Below are 16,415 nucleotides of genomic sequence, written 5' to 3'. Positions count from 1 at the left end.
CGGGCTGGAACATTCAGCTCGCCGATGGGTCGCGCCCGGACTGGGCGAAACGTTTACCCGAGGACTTGTTGTCGGCGGCTCCCGACACGAATCTCGCGACACCCGTCTTCGACGGCGCTCGGGAGGAAGAACTTGCCGGATTGCTGGCGTCGACGCTACCCAACCGCGACGGCGACGTGATGGTCGGAGCGGATGGAAAAGCGACTTTGTTCGACGGCCGTTCGGGTGAGCCGTTCCCGTACCCGGTGGCGGTGGGTTACATGTACATCCTGAAGCTGCACCACCTGGTCGACGACAAGATCCACGCGCGTTCGACCGGCCCGTACTCGATGATCACCCAGCAGCCGCTGGGTGGTAAGGCGCAGTTCGGTGGTCAGCGTTTCGGTGAGATGGAGTGCTGGGCCATGCAGGCCTACGGCGCGGCCTACACCCTGCAGGAACTGCTGACCATCAAGTCCGACGACGTCGTCGGCCGCGTGAAGGTCTACGAGGCGATCGTCAAGGGCGAGAACATCCCGGAACCGGGCATCCCGGAATCGTTCAAAGTCCTGCTCAAGGAACTCCAGTCGCTGTGCCTCAACGTCGAGGTGCTGTCGGCGGGTTCGGCCATCGAATTCCAGCACGGCGACGATGAAGTCGACCGCACCGCCGCCAACCTGGGAATCTCCCTGTCCGGCAGCGAGTCCGCTTCGGTGAACGATCTCTCGAGCTGATACTGCCGCACAGTGATCGGCGCGCCGCGCACGGGCCTGTCGCGACGGGCTGTACGCGGCGCGCCGGAACGTGCACTGCGGCGGTCCGTACTGCTACGGCCACAGCGCAGCGGGGCCGAGCACTCGGCCGAACCAGTAAAAGGCGGCTCGTCAGACTGCTTGCGCGGCTCGATTGGGTGGCGGCTTGACCACGCCGACGAGCGATCCCTCGTTCATGGAATAGTGGTTGGATTTCAAAGCATCACCGGAATTGCCTTCGATGGTGGTGATCCGGCCGGTTCGGGGATCGACGGATTCGACGATTCCTACATGATCGGGCGTTCCGTCGCCCTCCCAGTCGAAAATGATCATGTCCCCTTTTTGCGCGTTCGAGATATTCGCCGCCAACCCCATATGTTTGGCGTCGTTCCAGATCGCGGGCACGTAATCCTTATTGGTCCATTCGACGTTGTAGCCGGCCTTGTCCCACACCCAGGTGGAGAAGGCCGCACACCATGGACCACCGATATCGTAGGGAACCTTGTGCGGCACGCCATACTTATCGTAGTACACCGGGTAATTGTCGCCATTGTTCTCCGAGACGCCGAGATTCAGTTGTTCACGCGCCTTCGCGACAATATCGTCCGGGGTTCCGGTCCCGTCGGTCCAGGTGGCATCGCTCGCGGGCAGCGCCCACGGAGCCCGCTTCCCCACATCCGGCGCATTGCCATAGGGGTTGCGCGGGAGGTCCGGGATCATCTTGTAGATATTGCCCGCGTCCCTTTGCATACCGCTGTCCGCGTCCTCGATCGTGTCGTGCACACGGTCCACGCCCTCCAGGATCAGCTGCAGCAACCGGTTTTCCTCGGCGGCGGTCAGGTGCAAGTTGCCATCGGGCAGTCGGGTCAGCTGGTGCTCTCCGGGTTCACGACTCAGCTCGGTCTTGAGCCCGGTCACGATCTCTTTGACATCCTGGAATGCCTTGTTCGAGGTGTCGAAGCTCGCGATGGCGCTTTCGTTCACGCCCTTGTTCTGCGCTTGCAGTTCTGACGTTTTGTCCAGGAACGCACCGCGCTTGTCTTCGTACTTGTCCACCAGCACCGACGATCCGGGTTCGAGCGTCTGGGCGCCGTCCTTGGTGAGCTTTTGGCCTGCCGTGCTCAGCAGCCCGTCGTTACCCCACACCTTTTTGTCCGCCAGCCAAGCGATCATGTCCTTCTGCCCGCCGTCCCAACCCGACGCGAACAGCAGGACCGAGTTCTGCATGTACACGTTCGCCGTGTCGACGACCGCATTGAGACCGGCGCTGGCATAGGCGGGATGCGGAAGGTCGGGGAGATCGAGGTCTTCGAGAGTCGTCATGCACACCCTCCACCCAGCGCAGTCCACACGGCCGGTCCCCGCGGGACAACAAACAACATCCGTACCTCTCTCGGCGAGAGACTCCAAGCGCATGCGGGTACATGCGTTACCGCGAGTATCCGGCATTCCCGACATTGGCGACAGCGGGCAATCCGTCCGAACCAGAGTGAAGCGCCCGCCGGAACGAACCAGCAGGACCCCGCTCGTTCGAACCAGCTTGCCGGAGCGCGACTTTACCGTCAGAGGGTGAGGCGCACCATGTCCGCCGTGCGCGCCAGACCGGGGAACGCCTGGGGCGTCGATCTCGGGTGCAGCGCGTGGACCGCGAGGCGGAACATGACCGCGCGCAACAACATCTGCGGCCATTCCGGCAGGTCCGCCCAACGATCGAGCAAGCCGTCGTCCGCGCCGCCCCAGGACAGTGCGTCCACCACGACCACTGCCGCCGCCCAGGGAGCCGGCCGCCAGTACGGGGTGATGTCGGAGAGTCCGGGGATCTGCGCGCCCGCGAACAAGACCGTGCCGAACAGGTCACCGTGTACCAGCTGCGGCGGCGTCTGCACCGGTTTGCGCAGGGTGGCCAGCTGACCGATCAGCTCGATACTGCGCCTGCCGTCCGGAGACGTCGACAGCGACGCGCCACCGGCGCGGAGACTGCGCAGGGGCACCGGCTCCCAGGCAGCGCGATCGGCGGCGACGAACACGTCCACGTCCACCCACGGCACGACCGGCGGCTGGGTAAGGAAGCGTGGACGCTCCAGTTGCGCCGTCGCCTGATGCAAGCGCAGCGACACCGAGACCACTTCGTCGTGCCGTGGCTCGGGAGCGCCCTCCAGGTAGGTGTCCGCACGCCAGCCGGACACCACGTAGCGGCCGTCGGTCGCCCGCACCGGACGCGCCAGCCGCAAGCCGTCGACCTTCAACGTCTCGCGGGTCTTCGCCGACCACGCCGCGCGCGCGTGATCGGCGACCGGACTCAGCACAACGTCGCCGAAGCGCCAACCGCCTTCCCAGTCACCGAGCGAAACCGGGGTCACTTCGCGCAGACCGAACGTGGCACGCACATGCTCGGGAGGTTCCACAGAAGTCACGGCCGTACGGTACGCTGCGCCGATTTTGGCGCGCCTTCGGCGCGCCGTGTTCGCGGCCCTCTTATGGCTCGTGTCCGAGCGACCGCTCGGACACGAGCCGGGCCGCGAACGGCACATGCTCGGTTCCGCTTCGTTCGAAACCAGTGGTTGGGGCGTCTGTGGTCGTGTCCGCGGACAGGCTCGGCACTCGGCATCAGCGCCCTGCGCGCGCATTGCCCCGGTCACAACGACGACTACGCAAACTCGACAGCGGCCGAGCGTCCTCCCCGGCCTCTGCCCGGCCGAGGCGACGGCGCTCGACGCCGTTCTCGCACAGCCAACGCCCCGATATGGCTTCGGCGTCTACTTACTCAGTAAACCGGTAGCGACTTGTCCACCTGGTTGGCCCAAGCGATCACGCCGCCCTGCAAATGGGTGGCGTCGGAGAAGCCCGCGCGTTTCAGGGCCGCCAGGGCCTCGGCGGAGCGCACGCCGGTCTTGCAGTGCAGCACGATCGGACGGTTCTGGGGCAGCTCGGACAGCGCCTCGCCGGACAGGATGCGGTCCTTGGGGATGAGCTTGGCGCCCTCGATGTGCACGATGTCCCACTCGACCGGCTCGCGCACGTCGATCAACTCGATGGGCTTACCCGACGCCAGTAGCTCCTCCAGTTCGCGCGCGGTGATGGTGGACCCGGCCGCGGCCGCCTGTCCCTCCTCGGACACCACCCCGCAGAACGCCTCGTAATCGATCAGCTCGGTGATCGGCTGACGCTCCGGGTCCCGGCGCAGCTTGATGGTGCGGTAGTTCATGTCCAGTGCGTCGTACACCATCAGACGACCCAGCAGCGGCTCGCCGATGCCGGTGATCAGCTTGATCGCTTCGGTGACCATCACCGAGCCGATGGACGCGCACAGCACGCCGAGCACGCCGCCCTCGGCGCACGACGGGACCATGCCGGGCGGCGGGGCCTCCGGGTACAGGTCGCGGTAGTTGATGCCGCGCCCGTCCGGCGCGTCCTCCCAGAACACCGAGACCTGGCCCTCGAAGCGGTAGATCGAGCCCCACACGTACGGCTTGCCCGCGAGCACCGCGGCGTCGTTGACCAGGTAGCGGGTGGCGAAGTTGTCGGTGCCGTCGACGATCAGGTCGTACTCGCCGAACAGCTCCACCGCGTTCTCCGGTTCCAGCCGGAGCTTGTGCAGCCGGACATCGATGCCGGAGTTGATCTCCAGGATCGAGTCGCGCGCGCTGTCGGCCTTGGGGCGGCCGATATCGGATTCGCCGTGGATGATCTGACGCTGCAGGTTCGAGGCGTCGACCTCGTCGAACTCGACGATGCCGAGCGTGCCGACACCCGCGGCGGCCAGGTACAGCAGAGCGGGCGAGCCGAGGCCGCCTGCACCGATCACCAGCACTTTGGCGTTCTTCAGACGTTTCTGTCCGTCCACGCCGAGATCGGGGATGATCAGGTGTCGGCTGTAGCGGGCTACCTCATCCCTGGTCAGCTCCGCGGCCGGCTCGACAAGTGGCGGCAGGGACTTGGGTGATGACACGTCCAGGACTCCTCGAATCGCTTGGCCGATCGCTGCGGCGGTGTGACGCCCGTGGCGGGCTGATGCATCTGTGCAACACCGACGACGGGGCCGTTCTTCCCATCCATCGTTCCGTATACCGAACGCGGCGCGGCAGCCGCCCTGCCCTCGCCCCCGCTATCCCCGCGGGTAGGGCCAGGGATTGAAGCGGCAACGCTTGCCGTCCATCGGTACCACGCCGTGCGGATCGAGGGCGGCGATGTCGTCGTTCCTGGTGCCGAAGGTCTGCTGCATCATCACCGGCGCGAGCCCGCCGTCGGCCTCGCACGCCTGGTGCTGGTGGTAGCCGATGGCGTGGCCGACCTCGTGGTTGATCAGATACTGCCGGTAGGACCCGATGTCGCCTTCGAAAGCGAGCGCACCGCGCACCCAGCGGACTTCCGACAACACCACGCGGCGGTCGTCGGCGTTGTAGCACGAGGTGTCGATCGGGATGTCGAACCCGCACTCCTTGCGGCTGGATCCCCGCGAGGTGAGCGAGATGCGGAAGTCCGCGTCACCCTGGTCGACCCGGCGGAACGCGAACTTGGGATCGTGGGCCCAGCTCTTCGGATTGGCCAGGGTGGAGTCGATCATCTTGGCGATGGCTTCGTCACCGCCCGAGCCGGAGGTGTCCACGCCGTTCTCGATCTCCACGGTGTAGCGGAAGACGGTCGCGGTTCCGGTACCGGCCTGGGCCGTCGTGCCGGGCACCACGTGCCAGGAGCCGCCGCCGGTCTCGGCGAACGCGCCGCCGTCGGGCAGTGCCCCGGTGGGGAGATCGGTGGGAAAGTGCCCGTCGCCCGGCGGGGCTCCGATGATGCCCGCGGTGGCGGTGGCCGTGCTGAGTCGCCCGAGCCCCGGATCGGAGCCGGCGATGCTGGTGGTGTCGGCGGCGCGGACCGCGTCGACGATGACCAGAACGGTGATCGCCATCAGAACGGGCAACGCGTACGCCCGCCAGCCGTAGGTGGAGACGAATCTGCCGAGCGCGCTCTGCTTCTTGGCGTCCCGTTCGGGGCGGCCTCGGTCCCTGCCGTCGGCGGGGGAGGTGGGATCCCAGCGGGCGCGCAGCGGCTGATGGGACCGCTCGGACTTGTGGGAGTAGAGGCCGAGCGGATCGTAGACCTCGACACCGTCCTGATCGGACTGCTGCCGGTCCGGATCAGGCTGCGGCACAGGGGTTTCCGGCGCCGGGTCGCGTTTGCGCTTGCTCGTCTTGCGGCCGGGTGACCCGCCGCCGGCTCCGGACCGCTTGGCTGCGCCGGTCCGAGCCGCACCATCCGATCGCGCCTCTGGCCAGGTTCTCGCCATGGGGTCCGACCCTACGGAACCGGGCGCGCCGGAGCCAGCCGGGCGGCGCGCACCACGCCGCCCGCCGGGTGGTCTGTCCGGTCGGTCGGTCACGGTCACCAGAGTCTCACAGCGACGGATCCCCACTCACGGGCACACCGCCGGCCCCGTCGGTGCGACAATGTGTCTCCGGGTGGCACCGAGTTGCCCGGCCCCGATCCGCGGACGGGCGACAACCGGGTATCGTTCATGAGATAACCCGGTGCACACCCCTTTGCCGGGGAATCGACTGGGAGAGCCGAAATGACTGACCTCGTGGACCGGACGACGTCCCGTAGATCGTCGTCCGAGGCCATGGCACCCGCCAAACGCGGTACGCGGCTTCCGCGCGACGAGCGACGTCAACAGCTACTCGCGGCGGCAAGCGAAGTGTTCGTGCAGCGCGGCTACCACGCCGCGGGCATGGACGAGATCTCGCAGTGCGCCGGAGTGAGCAAGCCGGTGCTGTACCAGCACTTCAGCAGCAAGCTGGAGCTCTACCTCGCCGTGCTGCAGAACTACGTGGACATGCTGGTGTCCAGCGTGCGTCAAGCGCTGCGCTCCACCACCTCCAACAAGCAGCGCGTACGCGCGGCGGTGCAGGCGTACTTCGATTTCGTGGACAACGAGATGCAGGGCTTCCGCCTGGTCTTCGAGTCCGACCTCACCAGCGAGCCGCAGGTGCAGCGCCGGGTCGAGCAGGCCACCGAGGCCTGTGTGGACGCGGTCTTCGACCTGGTGGCGCACGACTCTGGTCTCGACCCCTACCGGGCCCGCATCCTGGCCGTCGGCCTGGTCGGCGCGAGTCAGTTCACCGCGCGGTACTGGCTGGAGGCCGATCGGCCGATCCCGAAGGAGGAGGCGGTCGACACGACCGTCTCGCTCGCGTGGGGCGGCCTGAAGCACGTGCCGCTGCACCCCATCGACTGAGCGGTCACAACGACGAACGAGCCCCTGTCCCCGAGCGATCGGGGGCAGGGGCTCGATGCGTATGGGCCGGGACTCAGACCGCGGCGAAGCCGACGCGGCCGCCGGTGGTCGAGCCGATCTCGACGTACGCGACCTTCGACGCCTGGATCAGGAACTTGCGGCCCTTCTCGTCGGAGAGCGACAAGACGCCACCGTCGCTGCCGAACGCACCGGACACCAGCGCCTCGACCTCGTCCTGGGTCTGCGCGCTGTTGATCACCAGCTCGCGCGGGCTATCCGAAATACCGATCTTGACCTCCACGGCCAACCTCCGAACCTGAGAGTCCTGTGCTGTCGAGTCCAGGCTAGTGCCGGCCCGCCTCTCCGCGTATTCAGGCCGTACCAGTAGGTGCCACGGCGGCCGCGTTCCGGGCTTGCGTCGGGGGCCGCTCGGGTTCCGGGCGTACCCGGTGAGTTACCCATGTACCTGCGAAATCAATTGGTGGATTCCGGGAACTCGGTGGGTGGGTTGCGGTTCGGCGGAGGTGGCCGGGTGGTGTTCGCCCTTCGCGAACACCGTTCGGCGTGGTGTCACTTGGGCTCTATCAGCTGGATCTCGAGTTCGATCTTCACGGTGTCGCTGAGCATGCCGGGCAAGGGGCCGCCGACGCCGAAATCGGTGCGCTTGATCGTGCCGGTGGCGGAGAAGCCCGCGTGCCGGTCGCCGGTCGGGCCGAAGTCCTGCACGCCGCCCCACTCGACCTCCAGGGTGACCGGCTTCGTGATCGTGCCGAGCGTGGCTTGGCCCTCGACCTCGAAAGTCTCCGCGACGAGCACCGGACGGGTAGCGCGGAAGGTCAGCGTGGGGCGATTGGCGACGTCGAGGAAGTCGGCGGTGCGGATGTGCGCGTCCCGGTCGGCGTTGCCGGTGTCGAAGGAGTCGAGATGGATCGTCGCGGCCACGGTGGCCGCGCCCGATTCGTCGACCACGAATTCGGTCTCGAACCGGGTGAATCCGCCCCGCACCTTGGAGATGCCGAGATGGCGGATGGTGAAGGCGACCGACGAGTGCGCGGCGTCCAGTGCCCAGGAGCCGGATTTCAGGGTGGTGGATTCGGAGGTAGATGTCATGCTTCCGACAATGACCGGACCGCGGTCCGCTAGCCAGACCGCCGTTATCCTGGACCTGACAGGGCGCGGATAACCGTCCTTGGACCGGGCACGATGGGACACATGGCTCGTAACGGATTCGGAGAGTTCCTCATCGCGCGGCGCGCCGAACTGCGGCCGTCGGATGTCGGCATGCCCGAGGGCGGCCGCCGCCGCACGCCCGGTCTGCGGCGGGAAGAGGTCGCCGTCCGCGCGGGGGTGAGCGCCGACTACCTGGCCCGGCTGGAGCAGGGACGCGACACCAACCCGTCGGTGGCGGTGGTCGACGCCTTGGCCGACGCACTGCTGTTGCGCGGCGACGACCGCCAGTACTTCGGCATGCTCGCCCTGGCCTCCGGCAACGAAACCCGCTGCCCGGGCAACACATCCGCTCGCGAGCAGGTGGCTACGACGATCGAGACGATCCTGCACGCCTTGCAGCCGACGCCGGCCTTCGTGGTCGGCCGCAGGCTGAACGTGCTGGGCTGGAACCAGGCGTGGGCCGATTTCGTCGCCCCGCTGGGCCTGCTGGACGGGCCGGATCAACCCAATCTCGCCTGGTACACCTTCGTGCATCCGGCAGCACGGCGCGTCCTGCGCAACTGGGAGGAGGCCGCCGACATCTTCACCTCCGCACTCTGCCGCGCCAAACTCCACTGGCCCGGCGACGACGCGCTGCTCGAGACGATCGACGCGCTGCGCGGGCTGCCGGATTTCGCCGGACGCTGGAAGCCGCATCGGGTCGGCGCGCCCGGCTCCGGCACGCTGCACCTCGACCATCCGGTGCACGGCGTGGTCGAAGTGCCGTTCGAGAACTTGGAAGCCGACGGCCGGGACCAGAGCGTCGTCGTCTGGCTGATCGACCGGGCGAGCACGAACGCGCCCGGCCTGCGGCTGGTGTCCAACCGCGCGGCGAACGCGTAGCCGCGCTCAGATGCCGAGTACCGCCATGCGCTCGGCGTGACTGTCCTGCATCCGCTCGATCAGCGCGGCGATGCCGTTGAGGTCGCCGGTGGCGGTGAGCACCAGGTCGGTGAGTTCGTCCCGCTGCGCCATGACGAATTGAGCCTGCGTGATCGCTTCACCGAGCAGCCGCCTGCCCCAGAGCGTGAGCCGGTCGCGTTCGGAGCGGCTCTCGGTGACCGCCCGGCGCACCTCCTCCACGACGAACTCCGAGTGACTGGTCTCGGCGAGCACGTCGCGGACCACGGCGGCGATGTCGGGGGTCAGCGCGCCGGCGATCTGGGTGTAGAAGTCCGCGGCGATGCCGTCACCGACGTAGAACTTCACCATCGACTCGAGCCACGTCGAGGGGTCGGTCGAGGCGTGATAGTCGTCCAGCGCGCGCACGAACGGGGCCATGGCGTCGAAGACATCGGCGCCGCGCGCGGCCAGCGCGGACTCCAGCGTCTTGAAATGCTCCATCTCGGCCGCTGCCATCGTCGCCACGGCCACCTTGCCCCGCAGGCTCGGCGACAGCTTGGCTTCCTCGGCCAGCCGGTAGAACGCGGAGATCTCGCCATAGGCGAGCACCGCGAACAGGTCGGTCACGCCGGGATGGCTCGCGGGGATGAAGAGGTTTGCTGGGTCGGTCGACGAAACACCTAACGCGGCAGGTGACTGTGCTCCCATGCGCCCCAGCGTAATACTCGCCGCGGTTCACGCGGTCTCGGCCAGGAACTTCTCCAGGTAGCTCCATGTCGTATCCCGCGCGGTCGGTGCGGCCAGGATGCCGAGGTGGCTGCCGGGGGCGGTCTCGTAGCGGACCATCGCTGCTCCCGTGAGCACGCCGACGCCCGCCTCGACCGCGGGAGCCGGGGTGATCACGTCGGAGGGCCCGCCCACCAGCAGCACCGGCGCGGTCACCTCGGCCAGCTCGATCCGGCGTCCACCCAGGACGACGACACCGCGCCCGATGTCGTTGTGGAGGATGAACCGGCCCCACAACTGTCCGTAGAAACGCCCCGGATATCCGGGCATCTCGGCCATGAACCGGTCGATCGTCTCCATCTTCGCCAGCGCCTCGGTGCGCGCGATATTGCTCGCGACGAACCAGGGCCGGGTCAGCTCGCGGTCCCAGGCGGTGACCTTGTAGCCGATTCGAGTCAGTGTCGCAGGAACGCCACCGGCCGCGCGGATGACCGTCGAGGTGGCCCGGCCGCCCGTCAGTCGCGCGACCGCGCGCAGCTGCGGCACGCCGGTCATCCGGTCGTAGTCCAGCGGCGAGCCAACGGCCGTGATCGACCGGATGGGTAGCTCGGGGTGCGCCGCGGCGGTCAGCAAGGCCAGCGTGCCGCCGAGCGACCAGCCCACCAGATCGACCGCGCGTCCGTCGCGATCGGCGCTGGTGCGCAGCACCGCCTCGGGCAGGATGTCATCGATCCAGTCCTCGAAGCCCATACGCCGGTCGGCGAAGGTGATGTCGCCGTAGTCGACGACGTACGGGCTGCGGCCGATCTCCAGCAGGAAGCGCGCCAGGCTCTGCTCGGGCCGCAGATCGAAACAGCTGGCGGGCGCGGCGAGCGGCGGGACCAGCAGGACGGCGCGGTCCCCCGCCGGCGCAGTCCCATCCGCTCGCTCGAACCGCCGCAGTTGCCGGTGCGGCTGGTCCCACAGGATTGTCGCGGGAGTCGGGTCCGGCGCCTCGATGCCGGAGCCGAAGGTCAATGCCCACGCGTTGCGCGCGGCGAGGGTGACGGTGTCGGCAAGGCTCACAGCGAAGAGAGTCTCACATATCGGTACCGCGGGTAACAGGCAACTCCCGGCAGCGTCACCGCGGTCCCATGCCGACCGGGTTGAGCGGCGGGACCACCGCCTCCTGCACGCTGCGCACCAAGGGCGCGAGCGACGTCGTCAGCTCGGTGCTCGCGTCGGCCGACAGCACCGCGAGCGCTCCGGTCCACGCCGCTTCGTCGGTCACCGCCTCGACCTTGCCCAGCAGTTCCGCGCCGCTGCCGGTGAGCGTGGGGGTGACGGGTTCTCCGGCGACCAACCCCCGGGCGCGCAACTCGCCGAACGCGTCGGCCCACTCCGCCTCCGACACCCCGCGCGCGGGACGCATCACCGATTCGGGCGCCTTAGCCGCGGCTACCTGCATGACCAGCGCTTGACGTCCGTCGAGACCGTTGGTCACCAAGGCCGCGACATGGCCGTCCCCGCGATGCTCGCGCAGCGACGTGGTCAGCTGCCACAGCGCGGCGACCGGGTCGGCGGGAAGCGGCAGGGCCGCGTTCGCGGCGAACAGCGGCCGCCCCGTGGGATCGGCCGCACGCTGCACCGGCGCGAGCAATTCGACCGCGCGAGCGCAGACGGCGTCGCCCGCGCCGACGCCGCGCAACAGGCCGGTGGCCAGGTCCAGCCGAGCGGCCAGGCAGCGTTGCGGCGCAGCCCGCTCCCACGCCTCCGGCAGCGCGCGACGCACCATATCCGGATGGAATCCGGCGAAGGTCGCCTGAACCGCGGCGGGCGTCACCGCGCCCAGCGGAGCCGCACGGAAAGCGAAGTAGGTCTGCCAGTAGCCGCGCAGTCCGATCCCGACGCCCGCCTCCTTGACGCCGGTTCCGAAATAGACGACATCGTGTAGCGGTTCGAGCGTCGCCCAGATTTGCCGCGCCGGATGAATTCCCATGTGGCGCAGCGTACGTGGGCGCCGGGCGCGGCGAAAGCACGCGACGGGTCCGGAGGATTTCGGAAAGCGCGCCGCAGTGGCAATTCGAGCGACGCACAATATCACGCTACAATCGCGTCGGACAACGGAAAGTTTCGCTCGACAGAGTCGCCGGACGTCGCGCTCACGCACACCGCGGGGACGCCGCTGCGACCGCCGACCGGTTTCGAGTGCGAAGTTTTCGTTGGACAGGAAAATGTGCGCGCACCAATCCGCGTCACCAGTGCGCCGCGCCGATGTCTTGCGAGGTAGCCGCCGCTTTTCGCGGCAGGCGCCCGGCATCCGGAGCGTGGCCGGGTGAAGTATCGCCTGCGGAGTCGTGGTCGTCGTGGACCGCCCGGTCCGCCCCACCTCGTGCGCGCGGGACGTGATTACGAGGAAGGCACGAACCCTGAGCAAGATCACAGTCGATCAGGAACCAGGTCTGGCGGAGACCCTGTTGACGGCCGAACTGGACGCAACGCACACCGCCCCGACTTTCACCGAATTGGGGGTGCGCGAGGAAATCGTCCGCGCACTCGGCGAGATCGGAATCGAACGTACTTTCGCCATTCAGGAACTGACCCTTCCGCTGGCGCTCGCCGGCGAAGATCTCATCGGTCAAGCCCGCACCGGTATGGGCAAAACCTTCGGATTCGGCGTGCCGCTGCTGCACCGGATCGCGACCGCGGAATCCGGCACCACACCGCTGGACGGCACGCCGCGAGCGCTGGTCATCGTCCCGACGCGCGAGCTGTGCATCCAGGTCACCCAGGATCTGGAGAACGCGAGCAAGTACCTGACCAACCACCAGGGCCCGCTGCGGGTCGCGTCGATCTACGGCGGCCGCCCCTACGAGGCACAGATCGCGGCGCTGCGCTCGGGTGTCGACGTGGTGGTCGGTACGCCGGGACGGCTCCTCGACCTGGCCGACCAGCAGCACCTGATTCTCGGGAAGATCGGCGTGCTGGTGCTGGACGAGGCCGACGAAATGCTCGACCTGGGCTTCCTGCCCGACATCGAGCGCATTCTCGGCATGGTTCCGGACAAGCGCCAGACCATGCTGTTCTCCGCGACCATGCCCGGGCCGATCATCACCCTGGCGCGCACCTTCCTGACCCGCCCCACGCACATCCGGGCCGAGGAGCCGCACGACTCGGCGGTGCACGACCGCACCGCGCAGTTCGTCTATCGCGCGCACGCCTTGGACAAGAGCGAGCTGATCGCGCGCATCCTGCAGGCCGAGAGCCGCGGGGCCACGATGATCTTCACGCGCACCAAGCGCACGGCGCAGAAGGTGGCCGACGACCTCGCCGAGCGGGGCTTCGCGGTCGGCGCGGTGCACGGTGACCTCGGGCAGATCGCCCGCGAGAAGGCGCTGACCAAGTTCCGCAAGGGCGCGATCGACGTGCTCGTCGCGACCGACGTCGCGGCGCGCGGCATCGACATCGACGACGTCACGCACGTCATCAACTACCAGTGCCCGGAAGACGAGAAGACCTACGTGCACCGGATCGGGCGCACCGGCCGGGCCGGGCGCACCGGCGTCGCGGTGACCCTGATCGACTGGGACGAGCTCAACCGCTGGTCGGCGATCGATGGCGCGCTCGGCCTCGGCATCCCCGAGCCGGTCGAAACGTACTCGCGCTCGCCGCACCTGTACTCCGATCTCGGTATTCCCGAGGGCGTGACGGGCGTGGTCCGCAAGCCGAAGCCGGAACGCGACCCGGAGGCGGTCGTGGTCGAGCGCCCCGCTCGTGCCCCGCGCAAGCGCAACCGCAAGCGCACCCGCGGCGGTCAGCCGATCGACGGCACACCGAACCTCGCCGACGCGGACGACACCGACGCTCCGACGGGCGACGAGGTCGCGGACGCGGAACAGGCGGCCGACGCCGACAAGCCCGCCCGCCGCAGGCGCAGGCGGCGCAAGACGACCGACGCCGCAGACAACCCCGTCACGGAGGAATCGAGCGCCGAGTCCGCGGACGACAACGGCGGCGCGGTGGACACCGACACCACCGACCGGCCCGCTCGCCGCAGGCGCAGGCGACGCCGGTCGGGCGAGGGCGACGCGGCGACCGAGGACACCGGGAACGCGGCCGAGCCCGCGGCCGCCGCATCGGCCTGACCGCCCGGATCGGCTAGTCTCGCACTCGTGCTCGCACCCGAGCGGCGGACGCGCGCCGACATCCTCTCCGCAGTCGCGATCGCGGTTCTCGTGGTCATCGCCGGGGCCGTGGTGTGGGTGCGCGGAGACGCGCACGGCACCGAATCGGTGACCGCGTCGTCCACCGTGCCGACCCCGGCCGCGGCCGATCAACTGCCCACCTCGCTGCGTGAGTTGTGGCACGCGCCGGACGGTGCGAGCGCGCGGGCGCTCGTGTCCGGCGGCGTCGCGGTGACCGCCGCCGGCGACACGGTCACCGGCCGCGATCCACGCACCGGTGACCAGCTGTGGAAGTACCGGCGCGATTTGCCGCTGTGCGGGGTCGAGGGCCAGTACGGCATGGTCATCGCCGTCTATCGCGACGAGCGCGGCTGCAGCCAGGCCACGATGCTGGCCGGTGACAGCGGCGCCCGCCGCACCGCGCGCAGCAGCTACATGGATCGCGACGTGCGCCTGTCGGTAGACGGCACCTACCTGCTGGCGCAGGGACCGCAGCGGCTGGAGATGTGGCGCTCGGACCTGGTGCGCACCGTGGAGTACGGCTTCGTCGACGCCCCGGTGAACGTCAAGACCCAGCCGCGCAGAGGCTGCACGTTGCTGTCGTCCGGTTCCAGCCCGTCCCGGCTCGCCGTGCTGGAACGCTGCCCCGCCGACCCGGCCGAGCGGCTCACCGTGCTCAATCCGGCCCCGAAAGACAACACGGTGCCGGAGGAGTACGGCTCGCACGTATTGAGCGGCCCCGGAGCGGATTCTCCGGAAGCCAGAGTGATCGCGGTGTCCGACAGCCGCATCGTGCTCTACTTCCCGGGCGTCGCGACCGGCGCCGAGCCACTGCCGCCACGCTTGGCCGTCTACGACGGCAACGGCAATCCGATTGTCGTGCATCAGCTTTCGGCGCCGTTGAGCCAGACCACCACGACCACCCGCATCGGGTCGGCCTACCTCGTCTTCACCGGCAACAGCCTGATCGCCTTGAACGGAAGCACTTTCGATCCGCTGTGGACCGCGGGCGGCGCCCTCGGCTCCCCCGCGCTCATGGCGGGCAAGCTGCTGCTGCCCACCGCCGGCGCGCTCACCGTCCTGGACCCGGCCACGGGAGCCGAAGCGGGGCGCATCCCGGTGGAGCGGCCGGGTTATGCCGCGAATCCCATCTCGCTCACCGTGATCGGGACGACCGTCCTCGAGCTCCGGGACGGCGAACTCCACGCCTTCGGGTAAGGCACGGCGAATTTGTCGGTGCCTCGGAGCACACTGCGGGTATGAGCGAAATCCTCCCCGGCACAACCGAGAACAGCGCTGCTATCACGTCCTACGAAGATCCGGACGCGCCCTGGAACCAGAAGTACTCCGACGAAGACATCGCGCACTGGAACGACGGCGTGATCCAGGAGTTCCGCGACAACGGGGGCAAGGTCGGCGGCGCGTACGAAGGCGGCGAGCTGATCTTGCTCACCACCACCGGCGCCAAGAGCGGCAAGCGGCACATGATCCCGCTCGGCCTGTTGCGCCGCGGCGAAACCCTCTACGTCAGTTCGTTCATCGAGGACCGGTACCCCGCCTGGTACCACAACGTGAAAGCCGATTCCGCCGTCACCATCGAGCTTGGGCCCACCACCTACCGCGGCACCGCGCGGGCGCTGGAAGGAGCCGAGTACGACGAGTTCGCGACTTGGGTGCGGACGAACAACCCGTTGCTCGCTGACTACCAGTCCAAGGTCTCGCGGCCGCTGCCACTGGTGGTGCTCGAACTCGGGGACCCGATCGAGTCCTAGTCCGCGGCGGTCGGCACGGCAAATGTCCACACGGTCGCCTCCGGTGCGAGGGGCGTCCGATCCGGCGCACCACCATGATCATCGGTGGACCATCATGGAGGCATGTCCGCACTCGACGACGCCCGTATCGTGCTGCTCCGGCACGGCGAGACCGATTGGTCCACGCAGCGGCGGCACACCGGCCGCACCGACCTCCCGCTCACCGAGCGCGGCGAAGAACAGGCCGCGGCGGCAGGCCGCTTGCTCGCCACGCTGGAATTGCGGAATCCATTGGTACGCACCAGCCCACGGCTGCGCGCGATGCGCACCGCCGAACTCGCCGGGCTCACCGGAGCCGCGGTCGACGACGACCTCGCCGAATGGGACTACGGCGCCTACGAAGGCCTGACCACTCCGCAAATCCGCGAGGCCGTACCCGGCTGGACCATCTGGACCGGCCCGGTCCCCGACGGCGAGACCGCCCAGCAGGTGCGGGAACGCGCCGACCGGGTGCTGGCCGCCGTGACGCCCGCGCTGCCGGAGCGGGATATCGTGCTGGTGGGCCACGGTCACTTCTCCCGCGCGCTGATCGCTCGCTGGGCCGAATTCGACATCCGGGAGGGCCGCCGATTCGCCATGTCGACCGGTGCGCTGACCGTGCTCGGCTATGAACACGATGCGCGCGCGATCCGCGCGCACAACCTGGTACCCAACGGAGCGTCACTGTGACCCGACCCGCCCCCACCGACTCCACCCCCGTCGA

The 16,415-nt window shown here is 68.6% G+C and carries 16 protein-coding genes; 7 read left to right on the top strand and 9 right to left on the bottom strand.

The genetic code is table 11. The annotated features are described in order from the left end of the window. A partial coding sequence (locus NNI01S_RS22745) for a DNA-directed RNA polymerase subunit beta (protein ID WP_501193590.1) occupies positions 1-713 on the top strand: 713 nt, incomplete at its 5' end. Between the two features lie 150 nt (positions 714-863). Here the strand turns inward: NNI01S_RS22745 and NNI01S_RS22740 are convergent. The 4 genes from NNI01S_RS22740 to NNI01S_RS22725 form a co-directional block, all read right to left on the bottom strand. Then, entirely contained in the window at positions 864-2,054 is a 1,191-nt protein-coding gene (locus NNI01S_RS22740) for a C40 family peptidase (protein ID WP_063022147.1), read from the bottom strand. A gap of 239 nt (positions 2,055-2,293) precedes the next feature. Continuing rightward, positions 2,294-3,145 (bottom strand): TIGR02569 family protein, encoded by an 852-nt coding sequence (locus NNI01S_RS22735; RefSeq protein ID WP_063022146.1) that lies wholly within the window; start codon positions 3,143-3,145, stop codon positions 2,294-2,296. A gap of 350 nt (positions 3,146-3,495) precedes the next feature. Continuing rightward, positions 3,496-4,680, bottom strand: a complete 1,185-nt coding sequence (gene moeZ / locus NNI01S_RS22730; protein WP_063022145.1) for an adenylyltransferase/sulfurtransferase MoeZ — start codon at positions 4,678-4,680, stop codon at positions 3,496-3,498. Between the two features lie 156 nt (positions 4,681-4,836). Next, the gene (locus NNI01S_RS22725; RefSeq protein ID WP_084489185.1) at positions 4,837-6,012 is read right to left on the bottom strand and encodes a DUF3152 domain-containing protein; all 1,176 of its coding nucleotides are present in this window, start codon (positions 6,010-6,012) and stop codon (positions 4,837-4,839) included. 282 nt (positions 6,013-6,294) lie between these two features. On the opposite strand from NNI01S_RS22725, the gene fasR reads away from it, so the two are divergent. Next, positions 6,295-6,960, top strand: a complete 666-nt coding sequence (gene fasR, locus NNI01S_RS22720; protein ID WP_063022143.1) for an HTH-type transcriptional activator FasR — start codon at positions 6,295-6,297, stop codon at positions 6,958-6,960. A 73-nt stretch (positions 6,961-7,033) separates the two neighbouring features. Here fasR and NNI01S_RS22715 read toward each other — a convergent pair whose 3' ends face one another. Together NNI01S_RS22715 and NNI01S_RS22710 are read right to left on the bottom strand one after the other, a co-directional pair. After that, positions 7,034-7,261: a DUF3107 domain-containing protein gene (locus NNI01S_RS22715; RefSeq protein WP_063022142.1), complete on the bottom strand. Its 228-nt coding sequence runs from the start codon at positions 7,259-7,261 to the stop codon at positions 7,034-7,036. Positions 7,262-7,530: 269 nt separating this feature from the next. Further along, entirely contained in the window at positions 7,531-8,070 is a 540-nt protein-coding gene (locus NNI01S_RS22710) for a YceI family protein (RefSeq protein ID WP_063022141.1), read from the bottom strand. A 102-nt stretch (positions 8,071-8,172) separates the two neighbouring features. On the opposite strand from NNI01S_RS22710, the gene NNI01S_RS22705 reads away from it, so the two are divergent. After that, positions 8,173-9,012, top strand: coding sequence for a helix-turn-helix transcriptional regulator (locus tag NNI01S_RS22705; protein ID WP_063022140.1), 840 nt, complete (start codon positions 8,173-8,175; stop codon positions 9,010-9,012). Positions 9,013-9,018: 6 nt separating this feature from the next. Here NNI01S_RS22705 and NNI01S_RS22700 read toward each other — a convergent pair whose 3' ends face one another. The 3 genes from NNI01S_RS22700 to NNI01S_RS22690 are packed head-to-tail and all read right to left on the bottom strand — an operon-like array spanning position 9,019 to position 11,716. After that, complete coding sequence (locus NNI01S_RS22700; protein WP_063022139.1) at positions 9,019-9,720, bottom strand: ferritin-like fold-containing protein; 702 nt, start codon at positions 9,718-9,720, stop codon at positions 9,019-9,021. Positions 9,721-9,747: 27 nt separating this feature from the next. Beyond that, on the bottom strand, positions 9,748-10,803 hold the full coding sequence (locus NNI01S_RS22695; RefSeq protein ID WP_063022138.1) for an alpha/beta hydrolase: 1,056 nt from the start codon (positions 10,801-10,803) through the stop codon (positions 9,748-9,750). 55 nt (positions 10,804-10,858) lie between these two features. Beyond that, a complete protein-coding gene (locus NNI01S_RS22690; protein WP_063022137.1) occupies positions 10,859-11,716 on the bottom strand; it encodes an SCO6745 family protein in 858 nt (285 codons plus the stop codon). 409 nt (positions 11,717-12,125) lie between these two features. Here NNI01S_RS22690 and NNI01S_RS22685 point away from each other — a divergent pair, with 409 nt between their 5' ends. The 4 genes from NNI01S_RS22685 to NNI01S_RS22670 all read left to right on the top strand — a co-directional run bounded on the left by NNI01S_RS22685 (position 12,126) and on the right by NNI01S_RS22670 (position 16,381). After that, positions 12,126-13,862, top strand: coding sequence for a DEAD/DEAH box helicase (locus NNI01S_RS22685; RefSeq protein ID WP_063022172.1), 1,737 nt, complete (start codon positions 12,126-12,128; stop codon positions 13,860-13,862). A 27-nt stretch (positions 13,863-13,889) separates the two neighbouring features. Next, positions 13,890-15,119, top strand: a complete 1,230-nt coding sequence (locus NNI01S_RS22680; protein ID WP_063022136.1) for an Rv3212 family protein — start codon at positions 13,890-13,892, stop codon at positions 15,117-15,119. A 41-nt stretch (positions 15,120-15,160) separates the two neighbouring features. Beyond that, the gene (locus NNI01S_RS22675; protein WP_063022135.1) at positions 15,161-15,673 is read left to right on the top strand and encodes a nitroreductase/quinone reductase family protein; all 513 of its coding nucleotides are present in this window, start codon (positions 15,161-15,163) and stop codon (positions 15,671-15,673) included. A 102-nt stretch (positions 15,674-15,775) separates the two neighbouring features. Next, complete coding sequence (locus NNI01S_RS22670; RefSeq protein WP_063022134.1) at positions 15,776-16,381, top strand: acid phosphatase; 606 nt, start codon at positions 15,776-15,778, stop codon at positions 16,379-16,381. The last annotated feature ends 34 nt before the right edge of the window (positions 16,382-16,415 follow it).

Source organism: Nocardia niwae NBRC 108934 = DSM 45340, assembly GCF_001613465.1.
Lineage (GTDB): Bacteria > Actinomycetota > Actinomycetes > Mycobacteriales > Mycobacteriaceae > Nocardia > Nocardia niwae.
Note: the sequence above shows the minus strand (reverse complement) of the source record. Positions and strands in the feature narration are given on the sequence as shown.